This is a genomic window from Desulfobacteraceae bacterium (genome assembly GCA_022340425.1).
Lineage (GTDB): Bacteria > Desulfobacterota > Desulfobacteria > Desulfobacterales > JAABRJ01 > JAABRJ01.
In genome coordinates, this window is record JAJDNY010000068.1 from 1 (window position 1) to 18,002 (window position 18,002).

An 18,002-nucleotide genomic window follows, 5' to 3' on the forward strand; every position below is an offset into this window, starting at 1 on the left:
GGCGGTTTTAAAGATCGTGTCACCCGACATCCTGCACAAAAGTGATGCCGGGGGGGTGCGGGTCAACCTGGAAGGCCCCGCGGCGATCGCCGGCGCCTATGCCGAGATCCTTGAAAACGCCCGGGGCTACAACCCCCAGGCCGACATCCGCGGGGTGCTGGTCTCCCCCATGGCCCGCCAAGGGATGGAGGTCATCATCGGCACCAAACGCGACGACCAGTTCGGCCCGGTCATCATGTTCGGCCTGGGCGGGGTGTTGGTGGAGATTCTCAAGGACGTGGCCTTCCGGGTCCTGCCGATTTCGCACCTCTCCGCCGAGAAAATGATCGAGGAGATCAAGTCCGCCCCCCTGCTGAACGGCTTCCGGGGCATGCCGGTCTGCGACAAGAAGGCCCTGCGCAAACTGCTGGTGAAATGCTCCGAGATCGTCGAAGCCTACCCCGACATCCAGGAAATGGACTTGAACCCCGTCATCAGCCACGAAAAAGGCTTGAGCATCGTGGATGCCCGCATCATTCTGACGGCGCAGGCCTGAGTGCGGCTTGAAAAGGATTTTATCTCGCCGGGTGGTGTTTGTCAGAGAGGAACTTTGAAGGGTAAACCGGTGTGATAGACTGGGGGTTACCACTCCCGTTGTTTCTTGTTCCTTTTCTTGTGCGGACAAGAAAAGGAACCAAAAGAAACCGCCCGCGCCCCGGGGCCCTTCGGGCTGCCCTGCGCTTCTCGCAGCCGGCGGGCCCTGTGGAACTCGCTTATGCTCAGACAGCCACAGGGCCTTTTTCGCCGGCTGCTGCGATGCTCGGCCCGGGACGACGGGACCTAAAACATCGGCCGCGACAAGTGCTTGAAATAGGGCTGTGGGCAGAGGTTCACGTTGCGAAGAGCGTTTCGAAAACCTGCCAGTAGTTCGGAAAAGATTTTTTGACGCAGTCGGGGTCCCGGATCACCACCCCGGGAACCTTCAACCCGGCCAGGGCAAAGCTCATGGCGATGCGGTGGTCGTCGTAGGTCTCGATCACGGCCCCGGCCGGCTGGCCGCCGGTGACCGTCAGACCGTCGGCCCCCGCCCGGGCGGAAACCCCCATCCGGTTGAGTTCGCTGACCACCGCGGCGATGCGGTCGCTTTCCTTGGCTTTTAAGTGCGCGACGTTTTCGATGGTGGTGGTGCCGCGGGCAAAGGCCGCCACCACCGCCAGGGTGGGGACCATGTCGGGCATGTCGCCCATATCCGCGGTGATGGCCTGCAGCGGGCCGCCGCTGACGGTGATGCCCTCGGCACCGGCCGCCACGCGGCAGCCCATCGCTTCCAGAAGCTCGATGAATCGGCTGTCGCCCTGCAGCGAGCCGCCGGAAGTCCCCCGCACGGTGATCGTGGTCCCGGCAATCGCCGCCGCTGCCCAGAAGTATCCCGCCTGGGAGGCGTCCGCCTCCACCCGGTAGCGGCCCGCGCGGTAGCGCCGGCCGCCCGCCACCCGGAAGTGGTGATAGCCTTCGCGGTCCATTCTCACCCCGAAGTCTTCCATAACGGCCACGGTCATGTCGATGTAGGGGCGCGAGACGGGGCCGGCGCTGACGGTGATCTCCAGACCCTCCGCAGTGTAAGGTGCGATCAGCAGCAGGGCCGAAAGGTACTGGCTGCTCAGGCTGCAGTCCAGGGAGAGCTTGCCGCCCCGCACGCGGCCGCCGGTGACGGCCAGGGGCGGGCAGCCGGTGTTCGCCAGGCTCTGCACCGGGACGCCGATCTGAGTCAGGCCGTCGATCAACTGGGCGATGGGCCGGCTGCCCATGCGCTCGCTTCCGGTGAGACGGTACTCCCCGCGGCCCAGGGCCGCAACGGCGGTCAAGAGCCGCATGGAGGTGCCCGAGTTGCCGAGATACAGGGGATCGCTGCAGGCTTGCAGGCGGCCGCCGGTGCCGGTGACGGTGAAAGCGCCGTTGGATCCGGTTTCGATCCGGGCCCCCAGTTGGCCCAGGGCACGGGCGGTGAGAGTGGTGTCCTCGCTGTGGAGAGGGTTTTCCAGGCGGCTGGTGCCGTCGGCCAGGGCGGCGGCGATCAGCATGCGGTGGGTGAAACTCTTGGAGCCGGGCACTGCAACGCAGTGTTCGGGTTTCAGCGGCCGGGGCGAAATGGTCAGCATGGCGGGTCCCTTCGGTTGCCTTTCCTTGAGGGTGACGCAATTCCGGCGCCCTCAGGAAAAAGTTTCAGCCGGCGGCGCCGCGGGCGGCCAGGGCGGCGTTTACGGCCTCTGTCATGACCGCCGTCGGGGCGGCCCGGCCGGTCCAGAGTTCAAACTGCCGCGCGCCCTGCAGGACGAACATGACGGTGCCGGAAATCGTCCGGCAGCCGCGCGCTGCCGCGGCCGCCAGGAGGGGCGTTTTGAGCGGGGTGTAAACGATGTCCATGACCACCATCCCAGGCTGCAACAGGGCGGCCGGGACCGGCAGGGCGTCGCCGAACCGCGCCATGCCGATGGGGGTGGTGTTGATCAGGATCTCGCAGACAAGCCCGGCGGCCTCGGCCGGCGGGCGAAAGTCGGCCCCCACGCGTTGGGCCAGCGCCTCGCCCCGGGCAATCGAGCGGTTGACCACGGTCACCCGGCCGCCGGCGTCCTTCAGACCGAAGGCCACCGCCCGGGCCGCCCCGCCGGCGCCGACGACAACCGCTGTACGCCCCGCGATCTCCGTCTGGCTGCGCAGCGCCCGCAGCGCGCCCTCCGCGTCGGTGTTGGCTCCCAGCAGGCGGCCGCCGCGGTTGATCACGGTGTTGACCGCCCCGATCCGGCGGGCGGTCTCGTCGATTTCCTCCAAAAGCGGCATGATGGCCACCTTGTGGGGGATGGTCACGCTGGCCCCCCGGATGCCCAGTGCCCGCATGGCCGCCGCACAGGCGCCGATGTCTGCGCTGCCGAAGGCCAGATAGACGCTGTTGATCCCTAACGCTTCAAAGGCGGCGTTGTGCATCGCGGGGCTCAGGCTGTGGGCCACCGGGTCGCCGAAAACGCCGTAAAGCGTGGTGGCCGCGTCGATCGGGTGCACGGTCATGGACGCTGTTCCTTGGATTCGCCGCCCGCCCGCGGGTATGAGCCAAGGCACTTGAGGAAACGGCTGAGGCTTTCCATTTCGGCCACCGTCCGCCGGACCTGGGGGTCCTGGATGTGCCCCTCGAGGTCGGCGAAGAACATGTAGCTCCAGTTTTCATGGCGGGCCGGGCGCGACTCCAGTTTGACCATGTTGATGCCCGCGTCGGCCATGGGCTTCAGGGTGCGGTAGAGGGCGCCGGGCACGTGCGAGGTGACGAACATGAGGGTGGTTTTGTCGCAGCCGGTCACCGGCGGGGCGTCGCGGCCGATGACCAGAAAGCGGGTGGTGTTCCGCGGGCTGTCCTCGATCCGCGCCGCCAGGACGTTGAGGTTGTAAATCGCTGCGGCCTCCCGGCTGGCGATTGCTGCCGCTTGGCTTTCGGCCGCCGCCCGGCGGGCGGCCAGGGCCGTGGACCCACACTCCACCAGGCGGGCCTCGGGCAGGTGTTTGCGCAGCCAGCGGCCGCACTGGGCAAAGGCGTGGGGGTGGGAGTAGACCACCCGGATGGCCTCGGCGGCATCCTCCGTGGAGAGCAGCCCGTGGCAGATGGGGAAGTAGATCTCGGCGCAGATCTTGATCTCCGAGTCGTAGAATAGGTCCAGGGTGCTGTTGACCGAGCCCTCGATGGAGTTTTCCACCGGCACCACGCCGTAATGGAAGGCCTGGCGTTCGACTTCGCTGAAAACCTCGCGGATGCTGGGCTGGGGGGTGAAATTGGCGAAGTGGCCGAAATGGTTCATGGCCGCCATGTGGGTGAAGGTGGCCTCCGGGCCGAGGTAGGTGACCAGCTGCGGGCTCTGGATTTCGCGAGAGACCGACATGATCTCCCCGAAGATGTGGCGCAGGGCGCTCTCGCTGATGGGTCCGGGGTTGTGGTCCAGGATCTGGCGCAAGACGGCCGCTTCCCGCCCGGCGTCCAGGACCGGGGCGCCCTGGCGGGCTTTGAGCTGACCGATTTGCTTGGCATACCCCAGGCGCCGGTTGAGCAGCGCCAAAAGCTCCTGGTCCACCTGGTCGATGGCCGTGCGCAGGCGCCCCAGTTCCGGGGAGGGGCTATTTTTCGGTGATGGTTTCATCGATTTGGTATCCGAAATGCCGGCCGCTGGCCTCCACCGCCGCAAGGACGGTGTCGCCGGGCTTAAGAGTCACGATGGAAGCCGCCACGCCGTCGGGCCGGGTCAAGCGAACGGTCTCGGCGTTTTGCAACAGGACACTCGCCGTCTTCTCGCCGATGACGGCCGTCACCAGCATTAGCGGCCGCTTTTCGATCTTCAGGCGCCCCACCACCCCCGGGACGGTCTTGCCCTGGTAGTCGACGATCTGGATGCTGTCGCCGGCCTCGAGCTCGGCCAGATAGCGGGTGCGGCCGTCGGGGATGCGGGTGTAGGCGTGCACGGGTCCTGCGTTGACGCGGAAAGGCCGCGGCGCCACGTAGGGGTTGGCCAGCGTCTCGGCATGCACCAGAAAAAGGGCGCCGCTGCTGTTGCCGACCAGCATGCCCTCGCCCGGCTGCATGGCGCTGCAGGTGTCGATGCAGACCCGGTCCCCCATCCCTACCGGCCGCACGGCGGTGATTTCGGCGGTCGTCAACTCGGTTCGCGCATCGTCCGCGCGCAGCCGGGTCAGCGCATTTTTGAGGCTCACGGCATCGGCGGGGTGCAGCAGGATCTGCCGGACCCCTTTTTCCAGAATGCCGAAAGCAGTCTCGGCCTCCTCCAGGCTGCGCACCTGGGCGATCACGTCCGCGCCCTTGGCGATCAGGTTCTCCAGCGGGATGATGGTCCAGTCGCTGCAGTCCAGGATCACCCGCTGGTTTTGGGCGCGCTTTAAAATCTCCTCTTCGTCGGCCCCCGAGGTGATCGTGAAGTAGACCACGTCACGGCCCAAAACCAGGTCGCCGTCCTCGGAAATCGTTTCGATGCGGCCCAACTCCCGCACCTTGTCGCTGCACCCCGCGGGGACCAGCAGACCGTCGGCGCCGCCCTCAAGCGCCGCGGTGACAATCTCCCGGTCCCATGGTTCCACCTTGACCCAGATCTTTCGCATGCCCGTTCTCCTTTTTGCGGCGGGCTTCAGCCCAGCACTTTCAGTGCGGCGTCGACGCTGCCGCCGTCGTGAACGATGGTGGAAATGGCCTGGACCATGCGGGACGGGGCGGGGTGCTGGAAGACGTTGCGACCGATGGACACCCCGGCGCCGCCGGCATCGATGCTACCCTTGACCATCTCGAGAATTTCACGGTCGGAATCCATTTTGGGTCCGCCGGCGATCACCACCGGCACGCTGCAGCCCGCCACCACCTTGCGGAAGCTCTCCGAGGAGCCGGTGTAGGAGACCTTGACGATGTCGGCCCCCATTTCGTTGCCCACCCGGGCGGCGTGCTGGATCACCGCGACGTCGAATTCGTCCTTGATCTTTTCGCCCCGGGGGTAGATCATCGCCAAAAGGGGCATTCCCCAGGTGCGCGCCTCGTAGCTGACCTGGCCGAAATCCCGCAGCATTTCCTTTTCCTGACCGTTGCCGAGGTTGACGTGGATCGAAACGGCATCGGCCCCCAGCTTGATGGCCTCTTCCACCGAGCATACCAGGGTCTTGGCGTTGGGGTAGACCGAAAGGCTGGTGGAGGCCGAGAGGTGGATGATCAGGCCGATGTCCCGGCCGCGGCGGCGGTGGCCGGCGCTCACCAGGCCCTTGTGCTCGACGATGGCGTTGGCGCCGCCCTCGGACACCTGCTGGATGGCCATTTTCATGTCGGTCAGGCCGGCGATCGGGCCCACCGAGATGCCGTGGTCCATGGGTACGATCACGGTTTTGCCGGTGTTGCGGTTGATGATGCGCTCCATGCGGATTTGTTTGCCCAAGATGGTCATGGTGGTCCCCCTTTGCTGTGGTGGCGTCAAAAAACAAAAAAAAAGCCGTGGGCTTTTTCGTCTGCCCCCGGCTTTTGCTTCGCTTGGTTGTCGATCAGATCAGGTCAGCGCACCTCGGGCAGACTGGTATTATAAAAAAAATACCCGTAAAAGTTGACGCCTCTGCCGGTGGTGAAATCTGTCATCTGTCCGTTCCTGAATCCTGATTGATGTCGCACGCTAAGTTACTATTTTAGGTCTGTCAAGGATTTTTTTGGGGCAGGCGAATCGGCAACCCGTCAAGTTGGCACGGGGCCCCGCCGCCACGAATGTTTAGGAAGGTGCGCATGGAAGCCCGCTGGGCTCAAAAAAGGGACCGTTTGCGGGCGGTCCTGGAAAATTGGCCCTCCCTGCTGGTGGCCTATTCGGGGGGGGTGGACAGCACCCTGCTGGTGAAAATCGCCCACGGCGTGCTGGGCGATCGGCTGGTGGCTGTCACGGTGGCATCCCCCCTTCAGCCCCGGCGGGAGCGGGAAGCGGCCGCCGCCCTGGCCGCGGCCATGGGTGTGCGGCACCGGCAGTTGGCCGGCCATGCCCTGGAGCTGCCCGAGTTTCGCGCCAACCCGCGGGATCGCTGCTATCTTTGCAAGCGGCAGATCTTTGGCGATCTGCAGCGGCTGGCGGCCCGACTGGGGCTTGGGGCCGTGGCCCACGGGGCCAACCTGGATGATCTCAGCGACACCCGGCCGGGCAACCGGGCGGCGGCCGAACTGGGGGTTGCAGCCCCCCTGATCGCCGCCGGCCTGAACAAGGCCGACGTCCGGGCCCTGGCCAAAGCCGAGGGCCTGCCCAACTGGAATGCGCCGGCCCTGGCATGTCTTGCCAGCCGCATCCCTTACGGCACCCCCATCCGGCAGGAGACCCTGGCGATGATCGATCGCGCCGAGGACGTCCTTTGCCGCCTGGGCTTTGAGGACTGCCGAGTCCGCTATCACGGCAGCGTGGCGCGGATCGAACTGCCAGGCAAGGATGTGCCCCGGTTTCTGGAAAAGGGGTTGCGCCGTGAGGTCTTGGGCCTAATCCGGGAGGTCGGCTTCGATTTTGTCGCCCTGGATCTCGGCGGCTACGTTGCGGGCAGCCTCAACCGGGGGCTGCCCCCATCAGCGCCCGGCGTCCCGGCGGGGCCGGACGGCTGACGTGCGGGGGGCGCTTGGACGCTTTTCCCCGGTCCATCGGCACCCGGCGGACCCAAACGCCGGGGCATGCGGGAGGTGTAGGTATGGTTCAATGGGTGATCGCAGCGGCCGTGTCTTTTCTGGTTTTTGGGGTGCTTCTGGCCGTTTTGCACCCCCGGGTGCAAAACGGTTCGCAGACGCGTTCGGAGCTGGGCGGGTGCGGCCGCAGCGTTTGCCGCTGCCGGCGCAGAAAATCTCCCGGGGGAGGCGCTTGAGCCGCCATAGCCTTTCAGGGCTTCTCGGGGGGCGGCGGGGTTTTCCCTTTGCGCTTGCCTGTCACCTGACAGGCGTCTCGCATTCAGGTGGATATGCCCATTTTGGGTAAGACGTAGGCCTGAAGAATCACCCAGACCACCAAAATTGCGATAAAAATCCAGATGCCGTTCATGTGGTTCTCCTTTTAAGAATGCCAACCGGATGCAGAGGTTGGCGCTCTTCCTGCAACGAATGTTTTTCCCCAGACCCTCTCCAGCGGTTGTGGCACCCATCCGGTCTTGGCCTTTGACGGGTATCACAATTGTTCATTGATATTTTCGGGCTGTTCGCGTAGTGATTATATCCGGCTGGGGGTGGATTTCAAGTGTGTTCCGACCAGCCGCAACGGACTGAAGGTATACATCAACGGTCCCTAAATCTACCCAACAAACGTTAACGATGACACAGAAAGGGTTTGTATGAAAATTTCACTCAAGACAATGGCTTGTCTGCTGATGGGGGCGTGTTTTTTGACCTTGGGGGCGCTGGGTGCTTTTTCCGCTGAAGCGCCCGCCGCCGCCCCTCAGGGCAAGGCCGCGATGGTCAACGGCACGGTCATCACCTGGCAGGAAGTCGACAAAGAGCTGGAAAACGCCCGCAACCGCCTGGCCGCCCAGGGGCGGATGGTGTCCGACGATCAATTGCCGGAGCTTCGGGAAAACATTCTGGACGGCATGATCACCCGGGAGCTGCTCTTTCAGGAAAGCGGCAAGCAGGGCATCAGCATTGCCCCTGAAACCGTGGCGGAGCAGCTGGGGCAGATCAAGAGCCAGTTCCGCGATGAGGCCGCCTACCAGGCACGGCTGAAGGAAATGGGGGTGAGCGAGGCGGATATCTCCCGGCAGATCCTGCGCGGGCTGACCATCGAAGAGCTCATCGACGTCAAGGTGGGTCAGAAAATCGTGGTGGACGAGGCGGAAACCAAGCGCTACTACGATGAAAACCCGAATTTTTTCCAGCAGCCGGAACAGGTGCACGCCCGCCACATCCTGATCAAGGTCGCCCCCGATGCCGATGAGGCCGCCAAGGCCGAAGCCCGCAAGAACATCGATGGGGTGGAGAAAAAGGTTAAGGCCGGGGAAGACTTCGAAGCATTGGCGATTGCACACTCCCAGGGACCCTCGGGCCCCAAGGGCGGGGATCTGGGCTTTTTCGGGCGCGGTCAAATGGTGGCCCCCTTTGAGGAAGCGGCGTTCGCGCTGGAGCCGGGAAAGGTCAGCGGGGTTGTGGAGACCGAGTTCGGATACCATCTGATCCAGAGCGTCGAGAAAAAACCGGCCGAGACCGTTTCTTACGAAAAGGCCAAAGACCAGATAACGGAATTTCTCAAGCAGGAAAAAATGCAGGGCGAGGTCGCGCGCTACGTGGAAGAACTGAAGAAAACGGCCAAGATCGAGCGTTTTCCCGTACAGGCTTCGTAAACGCGGAGACGGTCTGGGGCCTGGGGGTGGGGCGCCACCCGCGGGCAGAATACAAAAACGGCGGCGGCTTCCCTGAGGGGCCGCCGCCGCTTTTTGGGGACCGCTCAACGCCGAGTCGGGGTTACTCCAGCGGCGCCTTGTAGCCGCAGCCGGGGCTCAGACAAACCCGCAGGGTACCGCTTTTTTTGGTGGTTTTCTCCGCCAGGAAGGGTGCCCCGCAGCGGGGGCAGGGGGTCGCCACCGGCTTGTCCCAGGTGGCGAATTTGCAATCGGGGTAGCGGCTGCAGCCGTAGAAGATTTTTCCGCGCTTGGAGCGTTTTTCCAGGATTTCGCCCCCGCAGCCCGTTTCCGGGCATTTGACGCCGATCGGCTCCCCGGGGCCGTTGGCGTTCAGCGACTGGGTGTGGCTGCATTCCGGATAGCCGCTGCAGGCCAGGAATTTGCCGAACTTGCCCTGTTTGACCACCATCGGGCGTCCGCACTTGTCGCAGGTTTTCTCCGTCGGCTCCCCGTTTTCAACCGCCACGATCTGCAGGTTGCCCTTCTCATCGCGCACATAGTCCCGGGTGAATTTGCATTCCGGGTAGCCGCTGCAGGCCAGAAAATGGCCGTTTTTGCCCATCTTGATGTGCAGCGGTCGGCCGCATTTGGGGCACTTCAGGTCGGTCCGCAGGCCCACCCCCTTGACGCTCAGCATCCTCTCGGCGGCTTCGTGCAGCTCCTTTTCGAAGGAGGCGTAGAACGTCGAGAGAATCTCCTGGGAGTTCATCTGGGCCGACTCGATGCGGTCCAGGCTTTCCTCCAGCTTGGCGGTGAAATCCACGTCGATCACGTCCGGAAAGCTCTGCACGAGCAGATCGTTGACGATGAATCCCAATTCGCTGGGCCGGAAATACCCCTTTTCCAGCGATACGTAGCCTTTTTCGCGGATGGTGGACAGAATCGCGGCATAGGTGCTGGGGCGGCCGATGCCGTTTTCTTCCAGTTCCTTGACCAGCGAGGCCTCGGAAAAGCGCGGCGGCGGCTGGGTGAAATGCTGCTTGGGTTCGTAGTTTTTCAGCGCAAGAACCATCCCCACGCTGAGTTCGGGGAGATTGTCGCTGCGCTTTTCGCTTTCCAGCTCCTCGTCCACCGACATGTATAGCGCCATGAAACCGGGAAACTTGACCGAAGAACCGGTGGCGGTAAAGGTGAAGGGCCCGGCATCGATGGTGACGGTGTTACGGTTGATCTGGGCCGCCGGCATCTGGGAGGCGACGAAGCGCTGCCAGATCAGACGGTAGAGGGCCAGCTGGTCCTGGGTCAGGTGGGCTGCGACCTCCTCCGGGCTGCGCAGCACCGAGGTCGGGCGGATGGCCTCATGGGCGTCCTGGGCCTTGTTTTTGTTTTTGAAAAAGCGCGGCTTGCCGATGGCGTAGGGCTCCCCGAAACGTTCGGTGATCAGCTGGAGGGCCGCCTCGGCCGCCTCCTGGGCGATGCGGGTGGAGTCCGTGCGCATGTAGGTGATCAGCCCGACCGGCTCGCCCGGGCCTAGATCGATCCCCTCGTAGAGTTGCTGGGCCACCACCATGGTCTTTTTGGCCGAAAAGCGCAGCCGGCGGATGGCCTCCTGCTGCAGCTTGCTGGTGGTGAAGGGCGGCAGGGGGTTGCGCTGGGTGGTGCGCTTGTGAACATTGGCCACTGTTAGTGGGGCGCCCGCCAGTTCAGCGAGTATCCCGTCGGCGGCCGCCTGGTCGGGGATGGTCAGTTTTTTTCCGTTTTTTTTGACTAGTTTGGCGTCGAAGGGCGGGGGACTGTCGCCCTCCAGGTGGGCGGTGATCGACCAGTACTCCTCCGGCAAAAAGGCCTGAATCGCTTTTTCACGCTCGCAGATGATCCGCACGGCTACCGACTGTACCCGACCGGCGCTGAGGCCGCTTTTGACCTTGCGCCACAGCAGCGGCGAGATCTGGTAGCCCACCAGGCGGTCCAGAATGCGCCGCGCCTGCTGGGCCTCATACTTGTTGCGGTGCAGCGGTTCGGGGGCCGCCATGGCCGCCCGGATGGCGTTGCGGGTCAGTTCGTGGAACAGCACGCGGTGAAACTGGCGCCCCTTTTTCTTGAGGACCTCGGCCGTGTGCCAGGCGATCGCCTCGCCCTCGCGGTCCGGGTCGGGGGCCAGAAAAACCTCCGTGGCGTCACCGGCCGCCTTTTTCAGGGCGCTGATGACCTTCTGTTTGCCGGGGATGGTGTGGTACTGCGGGGTGAAGCCGTTTTCGATGTCGATCCCCATTTCCTTGCTGGGCAGGTCCTTGATGTGGCCTACGGTGGCGGCCACATTGAAATCCTCGCCCAGGTATTTTTTGATGGTACGCACTTTGGTCGGTGATTCGACGACAACCAGGGGTTTAGTCACGCTGCAATTCCTTATCTTTGATGGCGACGCAAAAAGCCCAATTTCTGCGTTGCGCTGCATCTCGAAGTCGCTGCGGCATACAGTAATACACCTCACGCCGCTGAGATTTGCGCGCCGTAACTTGAACTTTTTTCACCGCCATCTCAAAATTTTCGTTTTTTACCGGTTTCTCATTTTTGACGGCGGTTTGAATTCCTTCATACTTTGTGCCTGGCACAGTCCCGCCATCATGGGTTTTCGATCCGCTCGAAACGCTTACCGGGGCTCTGGCGCACGAGGCCCTTCAACTCCAGCTGGAGCAGCAACCCGGCCAGCTGGCCGGCATCCAGGCAGAGCGACCGGGCCAGTTCGTCGATGTGGGCGGGGTAGGGGCCCAGCGCCTGCCAGAGCCTGGACTCCTCGGCCGAAAGCCCCGCTGCGGACCCCGGGTCTCTGGCCCCGGCGCTTTGGTCTACGCCTGCCACGGTCGGAAAAACGTAGGGGAATTCCTCCAGAATATCCGCGGCCGAGGCCACCAGCTTGGCCCCCTGCTGAATCAGGCGGTGGGTTCCGGCGCTTCTAAACGACTGCACGCTGCCGGGCACGGCGAACACCTCCCGGCCCTGCTCGTTGGCCAGGCGGGCGGTGATCAGGGACCCGCTCTTGCGGGCGGCCTCGACCACCACGGTGCCCAGGCAAAGCCCGCTGATGATCCGGTTGCGGGCAGGGAAGTGGTGGGCCTCGGGCGCGGCGCTGATGGGCAGCTCCGAGACCACCGCGCCCCGGGCGGCGATCGCTTGCCACAGCTTGCGGTTTTCCGGCGGGTAGAGGGTGCCCAGGCCGCATCCCAGGACCGCCACGGTGCGGCCCCCGCCCTCCAGCGAGCCCCAGTGGGCGGCGGTGTCGATGCCGCGGGCCATGCCGCTGACCACCGTCACGTCGGCGGTGGCCAGTTCCCGGGCGAGATGGCGCGTGATACGCAGCCCGTAGCCGGTGGCGTTGCGTGAGCCGACCAGCGCGATCTGGCGGGAGGACGCTTCCAGGCGGCCGGCCACGTATAAAAACGGGGGAGGGTCCGGAATCTCCCGCAGCAGCGCCGGATAACCGGCAGCGGTCAGGGGCACGATGGCAAAACCGCGGCGGTGGGCCTCGTCAATTTCCCGGCGGTCCTCATCCGACGGCAGCGCCCGCTGAATCGCGGCCGCCAGTCGGGGGGCGATGCCCGCCACCGCGCTCAGCTGGTCGCGGGAGGCGCTCAGGACCTTGGCAGGGGTTTCGAAACGTTCGATCAAACGTTTGAAAAGGAGGTTGCCGATACCCGTGACGCCTTTGAGGGTGAACCATGGCAGCAGCTCTTCGGTCTGAGGCCCTGTCGCCCCGGGTGCCGCGGGGGTCACCGGATCACCCTCAGACGCTCTTCCGCCTTGGCGCCTGCCGGGCTGAAGGGGTATTGTCGGATCACCTCCTGGAGGTAGCGGCGCCCGGTGGTGTTGTCACCCAAAGCGAGGTAGCTGTAAGCGGTTTTCAGCAGGGCGTCCGGCACCTTGCCGCCGTCCGGGTAGTCCTGCAGGACGCTTTTGAAGGCGTCGATGGCCTTCACGTAGCGTTTGCGCGCGTAGTGGCATTCCCCGACCCAGTAAAGGGCGTTGTCGGCCAGCGGGTGCCGGGGATGCTGGGCGCCAAAAGCGTCGAAAAGGGCGCTGGCCCGGGGGTATTTGCCCTCCTGATACGCCGCAAGGGCCTGCCGGTAGAGTGCTTCGGGGGTAGCTTGGGCCCCTTGGGCCGCCGTGCCGGCTGGATCGGCCCGCGGCGGTCCAACCGGGCCGGCTGCGACGGACATTTTGGGCGGGTTTTCACCCACCGCCGGCTCCGCCACCCGGACTTCCGCGGGAGAGCCCTGGGGGCGACCAGTGGCTGGCGCTGAGTCGCTTTGCGGCACGCTTTCCCGCTGGCGGTCCAGCGCCGACTGAAGTTGGGCGACCTGGCGCGAAAGTTCGCTCAGGCGCTCCTCGGCCGCCGCCAGTTGGGCTTCAAGATCTGCCCGGCTGGCCTCCGGTGGTGGTCTTCCCACCGTGCAGGCGCTGGTGAGCAGGGCAAGCGCGCAGCAGCCCAGGAGAATATCGGATTGCAGCATGTCACATCCCTTGGATCGCATCCGGCCCCGCGACGGGGGCGCGTCGGTGGTAGGCACCAAGCGGGCCGGTCAGCGGCGTTTGCGGCCTTGCCAGGCCACCAGGATCGGGCTGGCCACGTAAATCGAAGAATAGGTGCCCACGCAGATGCCCACCAGCAGCGCGAAGGCGAAATCGTGAATGATCCCGCCGCCCAGCGCAAAGAGCGCCGCCACGACCACCAGGGTGGTGAGGGAGGTCAGGATCGTGCGGTTGAGGGTCTCGTTGACGCTGCGGTTGATGATGGCGTGCAGGGTGTTTTTGTGGAACTTTCGCAAGTTTTCACGGATGCGGTCAAAGACGATGATTGTGTCGTTCAAGGAGTACCCGATGATGGTCAACAGGGCGGCGATGATGGAGAGGTTGAACTCCTTGTTGAAGAGCGAAAAAATGCCGACCGTGATGACCACGTCGTGGATCAGCGCGACGATGGCGCCCATGGCGTATTTGAGCTGCAGGATCCAGAAGAGAATCAGGGTTACCACCAAGGCCGCGCCGATCAGGATCGGAATGCTGAGCTGAAAGAGGCCCAGCAGGTAAACCGCCGCGATCAACGCCGCCGCCACCACGGCGCTTAAAAACCACTTCATTTCAAAGCGTCCGGAGATGTAAATGGTGATGAACAGCAGGGCGTAAAACATGGCGAAAAGGGCCTTTTCGCGCAAGTCCTGGCCAACCTGGGGCCCAACCATTTCAACCCGGCGGATTTCCCCGGCGGCGCCCGTCGCCGTCTTGAGCGCCTCGGTGACCCCGCGCTCGAAGCCCTCCCCGGTGGTCACCGACTGGTCGGTCCGAATCAGAAACTCGTTGTCTTTTCTTTCGCCGAAGGTTTGCACTGTCGAGGCCGCTATTCCCAGGGTCGAGAGCCCCGCTTGGATGTCCGCAGCCGCCACCGGCGCGGGAAACTTGACTTGGATGAGGGTGCCGCCGGCAAAGTCGATGCCGAAGCGCGGCCCCTTGTGGATGATCAGGGAGGTGATGCTGACGGCGATCATGATGATGGAAAACGCAAACGCGATTTTGCGTTTGCCGATAAAATCGATATTGACGCCGGGCTTGATAAACTGCATGGGGTCTGCCCTCCGGAAAAGGGATGGGGTGTCGGATCCGGTCCGCATCGGCGCGGAGCGAACCGGCAGCCCGATCAGATGCTCAGGGTTTTGACCTTGCGGGTCAGGAGAAAAAAATCGAAAATCAGCCGGGTCAGGATCAGCGCCGTGAACAGGCTGGCGATGACCCCCAGGCTGAGGGTCACGGCAAACCCCTTGACCGGCCCGGTGCCAAACTGGAAGAGAACCAGGGCGGCAATCAGGGTGGTGACGTTGGCGTCCAGGATGGTGAGCGTCGCCCGATCGTATCCGGCCTCCACCGCCGCCCGGTAGGTTTTGCCGATGGTGATCTCTTCACGGATGCGCTCGAAGATCAAGACGTTGGCGTCAACCGCCATACCGATGGTGAGGATGATGCCGGCAATGCCCGGCAGGGTCAGGGTGGCCTGAAAGGCGGCCAGCCCCCCGGCAATCAGCAGGATGTTGAGCAAGAGCGCGAAATCGGCCACCAGCCCCGAGAGTTTGTAGTAGATTGCCATGAAGGCGACCACCAGGATCAGGCCCACGATCATTGATATCAGGCCCTTGCGGATGGAATCGGTCCCCAGCGAGGGGCCCACGGTGCGCTCCTCGATGACGGTGACCGGCGCCGGCAACGCGCCGGCGCGCAGCACGATGGCCAGGTCGCGGGCTTCCTCGGCCGTGAAGTTGCCGGTAATGCGGGCCTGTCCGCCGGCGATCTTCTCCTGGATGACCGGCGCCGAGTAGATATTGTTGTCCAGCACGATGGCCAGCCGCTTGTTGACGTTTTCGGCCGTCACCCGCTCGAACAGGCGCGCCCCCTTTTTGTCGAAAGTGATCGAAACATAGGGCTCGTTGAACTGGGAGTCGATCTGGACCTTGGCATCCGTCAGGTAGGCGCCGGTAAGGGCCGCACGCTTGCGGACCAGAAAGGGCACCTTGGTGGTGCGGCGGGTTTCGCGGTTCTCGCTGATTTCGTAGAGCAGCTCGCTGCCGGGGAACGTGCGACCCTGGACGGCCTCCTCCACGCTGTGGGTGTCGTCCACCAGTTTGAATTCCAGCAGCGCGGTGCGGCCGATCAGATCTTTGGCCCGCTGGGTGTCCCGGACCCCCGGAAGCTGGATCAGAATCCGTTTTTCCCCCTGGATGCGAATGTCCGGTTCGCTGACACCGAACTGGTCGATCCGGTTGCGGATCGTTTCAAGGGCCTGCTCGGTGGCCATCTTGCGGATGCGGGCGGCTTCGGTCTCGGGGAGATCCATGACGATGTCCAGACGGTCGCCGGCCTCTTTGCGGGAGGCGATCCGCAGGTCGCGGAACTCCTTGTCCAGCAGAGCCTCAAACTTGTCGATGTTCTCCCGGCCCTGAAGCTGGCCCTCGATCCGGGTGCCGCCCACCTGTTGCAGCTCGGCGTAGGCGATCCGCTCGGCGCGCAACTGGTCCCGCAGCTCCTGGGTGATACGCTCGATGGTGCTCTCGACGGCCTTTCCGGTTTCCACCTCCAGCACCAGGTGCATGCCGCCCTGGAGATCCAGGCCGAGGTTGATCTTCTTTTTGGGCCAAAGGGTCGGCTGCGGCGTGTCGTTTAGGCGCATATGGACGGTGGGCATAACGAAGATCACGGCGGCGATGATGACGACCAGCACCAGTGCCGGTTTCCATGAAAGCAGTTTCAAAGCGCTCTTCCTTTCCTACAGTGCGTCTTGGCGCGCGGCCATCCATTTGTTCTCCCCAAATGCCTGTGGCCGGATGGTTCGCGCCGTGCGCTCACGAACCAAATGCCCTGCCGCGGGGCGGACACCGGCCCGCGGCTTTTTCGGATCCATCGGAACCGGGAGACCAAATCTTGACAAATGCCGGCGGCACCCACAGCAAAACCCCAGAAACGCCCGTGGGCCGGCGCCCGTGGCGTCATTTCTGGGGTTTTCGGGTGCAAAGCGGGTGAACGGGGTTATTTGCCGGCCTCGTTTTTGGCCGGTTTTTCAGCCGAGGGCGGATTGGCCGCCTGAAGGAGCGCGGTAACGTTGCCCCGGTTGAGTTTGATTTTGACCTGATCGGCGATTTCAACGGTCAGGACGCCTTCATCGACGTTGGTGATCCGGCCATGAATGCCGCCGCCGGTGATGATGCGGTCGCCCTTTTTGAGGTTTTCGATCATCGTGCGATGCTGCTTCTGTTTTTTCTGCTGGGGGCGGATCAAGAGAAAGTAAAAGATCACGAACATCAGGATCAGTGGAATGAACGCTGAAAAACCGCCGGCTCCCTGGCCGGCCGCTGCACCTCCCTGGCCCATGGCATATGCGATACTCGTCAAGACGGAACCCTCCTTGTTTGAAGTGGTGGTATTTTATGGGTCGATTTTTGACGGTTTCGCAAAAAGTCCAATTTCTGCGTTGCGCTTCATCTCGAAGTCGCTGCGGCGTACATAAGTACGCCTCACGCCGCTGAGATTCACGCGCCTTGAATTTGGAGCTTTTTTCGAAACCGTCTGTTTTTGACTTTTTACCGCTTCGTAATTTTTTGACGAAAGGAAATCACTGGCGCCTTTACCGTAAGTTGGTCGATGCTGTCAAGTGCAGGACGCCAAAACCGCACTGCCGCGGCCGTCGGGGCAGCGGTCCGGCAAAAGCCGGCGGTCCGGGGGTGGGCCGCCGATGGATGGCTGCTTAGGGCCTCGACAAAAAATAATTTCACATCTTACTGGTCTTTTGGCCCGCCCTCTGCGTTACATCCGCCGGCACATATCTCGATATGCACCGACGAATGTGCCTTGATGACGAACCAAAATCCTTCGCCATATTGTGGAATTATTTCTTGCTGTGACCCTTAGGAATCGGCGTTGGGCAGCCAGATGGTTTCCCCGTCGAACTGAATCCGGTCGACCTTGGCATAATCGATTTGATCCAGGAGGGCGAAGACATCCTTCATGCTGTAGACCACGATCTTGCTGTTGGGCTCGATCAGGTTGAGATCCGTGTCCAATTCGCGCTCGGAGACATTGTAAATGTAGACGATGCTCTCCGAGAATTTCAGGATTTTGCCGATGCCGCTGCTGCGGCCCCGGTGGTTCGGTTCATCGGCCAGGGGGGAGAGGGTCACGCCGCGGTGGGCGAAGTAGTCCTTCAGAAACTGAAAATGGATGTTCCAGATGTTTTCGTTGGGCTGAACTACGTGCACCCCGAAAGTCTCGATCTGGGTTTCCGGCCGGTCGCCGCCCTGGGCGGCGATCTCTCTTTCGACGATGGCGCCGCGCTGCAGCCGGATTTTCTCGCGGATCTCCTCCATGGACACGGTCGTGTCGCCGATTTTGACGGACTCATCGGACTGCACGATCATGTCCACCCCTTTATCGAAACCCAAGGCCGCCTTGCGCTGGTCCATCAAACTTTTGAATTCCTCGTTTTTTTCGAGTTGGCCGTAGTCCAGGACCTTCGGGCGCTCCACGGGCACCGGGCCGCTGCTCTCGGCAGCCTCCTGGGGGGGCTTGGCGGATCGCTCTTTCAACCAGTTTTTCAAACCGAATCCTCCGGCAACGACTACCACCGC

Annotated in this window: 16 protein-coding genes; 3 read left to right on the top strand and 13 right to left on the bottom strand. The window is 63.3% G+C overall.

Going from position 1 to position 18,002, the window contains the following annotated elements:
• A partial coding sequence (locus tag LJE63_06435) for an acetate--CoA ligase family protein (GenBank protein ID MCG6906247.1) occupies window positions 1–535 on the top strand: 535 nt, incomplete at its 5' end.
• Window positions 536–869: 334 nt separating this feature from the next.
• On the opposite strand, the gene aroA is transcribed toward LJE63_06435, so the two are convergent.
• The 5 genes from aroA to LJE63_06460 form a co-directional block, all read right to left on the bottom strand.
• Window positions 870–2,138, bottom strand: a complete 1,269-nt coding sequence (aroA, locus tag LJE63_06440) for a 3-phosphoshikimate 1-carboxyvinyltransferase (protein ID MCG6906248.1) — start codon at window positions 2,136–2,138, stop codon at window positions 870–872.
• Window positions 2,139–2,202: 64 nt separating this feature from the next.
• The gene (locus LJE63_06445) at window positions 2,203–3,042 is read right to left on the bottom strand and encodes a shikimate dehydrogenase (protein ID MCG6906249.1); all 840 of its coding nucleotides are present in this window, start codon (window positions 3,040–3,042) and stop codon (window positions 2,203–2,205) included.
• Window positions 3,039–4,157, bottom strand: coding sequence for a prephenate dehydratase (pheA, locus tag LJE63_06450; GenBank protein MCG6906250.1), 1,119 nt, complete (start codon window positions 4,155–4,157; stop codon window positions 3,039–3,041). The genes LJE63_06445 and pheA overlap by 4 nt, the downstream gene beginning before the upstream one ends.
• Window positions 4,135–5,127 carry a 3-dehydroquinate synthase II gene (locus LJE63_06455; GenBank protein ID MCG6906251.1) on the bottom strand — a complete coding sequence of 331 codons (993 nt, stop codon included), beginning with the start codon at window positions 5,125–5,127 and terminating at the stop codon, window positions 4,135–4,137. Before LJE63_06455 ends, pheA begins: the two co-directional genes overlap by 23 nt.
• A 26-nt stretch (window positions 5,128–5,153) precedes the next feature.
• Window positions 5,154–5,951, bottom strand: a complete 798-nt coding sequence (locus LJE63_06460; protein MCG6906252.1) for a 2-amino-3,7-dideoxy-D-threo-hept-6-ulosonate synthase — start codon at window positions 5,949–5,951, stop codon at window positions 5,154–5,156.
• Between the two features lie 326 nt (window positions 5,952–6,277).
• On the opposite strand from LJE63_06460, the gene larE reads away from it, so the two are divergent.
• Window positions 6,278–7,126 (top strand): ATP-dependent sacrificial sulfur transferase LarE, encoded by an 849-nt coding sequence (gene larE / locus LJE63_06465; protein ID MCG6906253.1) that lies wholly within the window; start codon window positions 6,278–6,280, stop codon window positions 7,124–7,126.
• Between the two features lie 713 nt (window positions 7,127–7,839).
• Entirely contained in the window at window positions 7,840–8,841 is a 1,002-nt protein-coding gene (locus LJE63_06470; GenBank protein MCG6906254.1) for a peptidylprolyl isomerase, read from the top strand.
• 121 nt (window positions 8,842–8,962) lie between these two features.
• Here the strand turns inward: LJE63_06470 and topA are convergent, their stop codons facing one another.
• The 8 genes from topA to LJE63_06510 form a co-directional block, all read right to left on the bottom strand.
• Entirely contained in the window at window positions 8,963–11,236 is a 2,274-nt protein-coding gene (gene topA / locus LJE63_06475; protein ID MCG6906255.1) for a type I DNA topoisomerase, read from the bottom strand.
• Window positions 11,229–11,453, bottom strand: coding sequence for a hypothetical protein (locus tag LJE63_06480; protein ID MCG6906256.1), 225 nt, complete (start codon window positions 11,451–11,453; stop codon window positions 11,229–11,231). The genes topA and LJE63_06480 overlap by 8 nt, the downstream gene beginning before the upstream one ends.
• Window positions 11,454–11,463: 10 nt before the next feature.
• Window positions 11,464–12,612, bottom strand: coding sequence for a DNA-processing protein DprA (gene dprA / locus LJE63_06485; protein MCG6906257.1), 1,149 nt, complete (start codon window positions 12,610–12,612; stop codon window positions 11,464–11,466).
• Entirely contained in the window at window positions 12,609–13,349 is a 741-nt protein-coding gene (ybgF, locus tag LJE63_06490) for a tol-pal system protein YbgF (protein ID MCG6906258.1), read from the bottom strand. Before ybgF ends, dprA begins: the two co-directional genes overlap by 4 nt.
• Window positions 13,350–13,418: 69 nt before the next feature.
• On the bottom strand, window positions 13,419–14,456 hold the full coding sequence (gene secF, locus LJE63_06495) for a protein translocase subunit SecF (protein ID MCG6906259.1): 1,038 nt from the start codon (window positions 14,454–14,456) through the stop codon (window positions 13,419–13,421).
• A 74-nt stretch (window positions 14,457–14,530) separates the two neighbouring features.
• On the bottom strand, window positions 14,531–16,132 hold the full coding sequence (gene secD / locus LJE63_06500) for a protein translocase subunit SecD (protein ID MCG6906260.1): 1,602 nt from the start codon (window positions 16,130–16,132) through the stop codon (window positions 14,531–14,533).
• A gap of 275 nt (window positions 16,133–16,407) precedes the next feature.
• Entirely contained in the window at window positions 16,408–16,770 is a 363-nt protein-coding gene (gene yajC, locus LJE63_06505) for a preprotein translocase subunit YajC (GenBank protein ID MCG6906261.1), read from the bottom strand.
• Window positions 16,771–17,282: 512 nt separating this feature from the next.
• Complete coding sequence (locus LJE63_06510; protein ID MCG6906262.1) at window positions 17,283–17,972, bottom strand: hypothetical protein; 690 nt, start codon at window positions 17,970–17,972, stop codon at window positions 17,283–17,285.
• Window positions 17,973–18,002 lie beyond the last annotated feature (30 nt).

Coding starts and splice junctions, on each gene's coding strand:
- pheA (MCG6906250.1), bottom strand. CDS start 4,157: ATGAAACCATCACCGAAAAATAGCCCCTCCCCGGAACTGGGGCGCCTG.
- LJE63_06470 (MCG6906254.1), top strand. CDS start 7,840: ATGAAAATTTCACTCAAGACAATGGCTTGTCTGCTGATGGGGGCGTGT.
- LJE63_06460 (MCG6906252.1), bottom strand. CDS start 5,951: ATGACCATCTTGGGCAAACAAATCCGCATGGAGCGCATCATCAACCGC.
- LJE63_06445 (MCG6906249.1), bottom strand. CDS start 3,042: ATGACCGTGCACCCGATCGACGCGGCCACCACGCTTTACGGCGTTTTC.
- secF (MCG6906259.1), bottom strand. CDS start 14,456: ATGCAGTTTATCAAGCCCGGCGTCAATATCGATTTTATCGGCAAACGC.
- larE (MCG6906253.1), top strand. CDS start 6,278: ATGGAAGCCCGCTGGGCTCAAAAAAGGGACCGTTTGCGGGCGGTCCTG.
- ybgF (MCG6906258.1), bottom strand. CDS start 13,349: ATGCTGCAATCCGATATTCTCCTGGGCTGCTGCGCGCTTGCCCTGCTC.
- LJE63_06455 (MCG6906251.1), bottom strand. CDS start 5,127: ATGCGAAAGATCTGGGTCAAGGTGGAACCATGGGACCGGGAGATTGTC.
- aroA (MCG6906248.1), bottom strand. CDS start 2,138: ATGCTGACCATTTCGCCCCGGCCGCTGAAACCCGAACACTGCGTTGCA.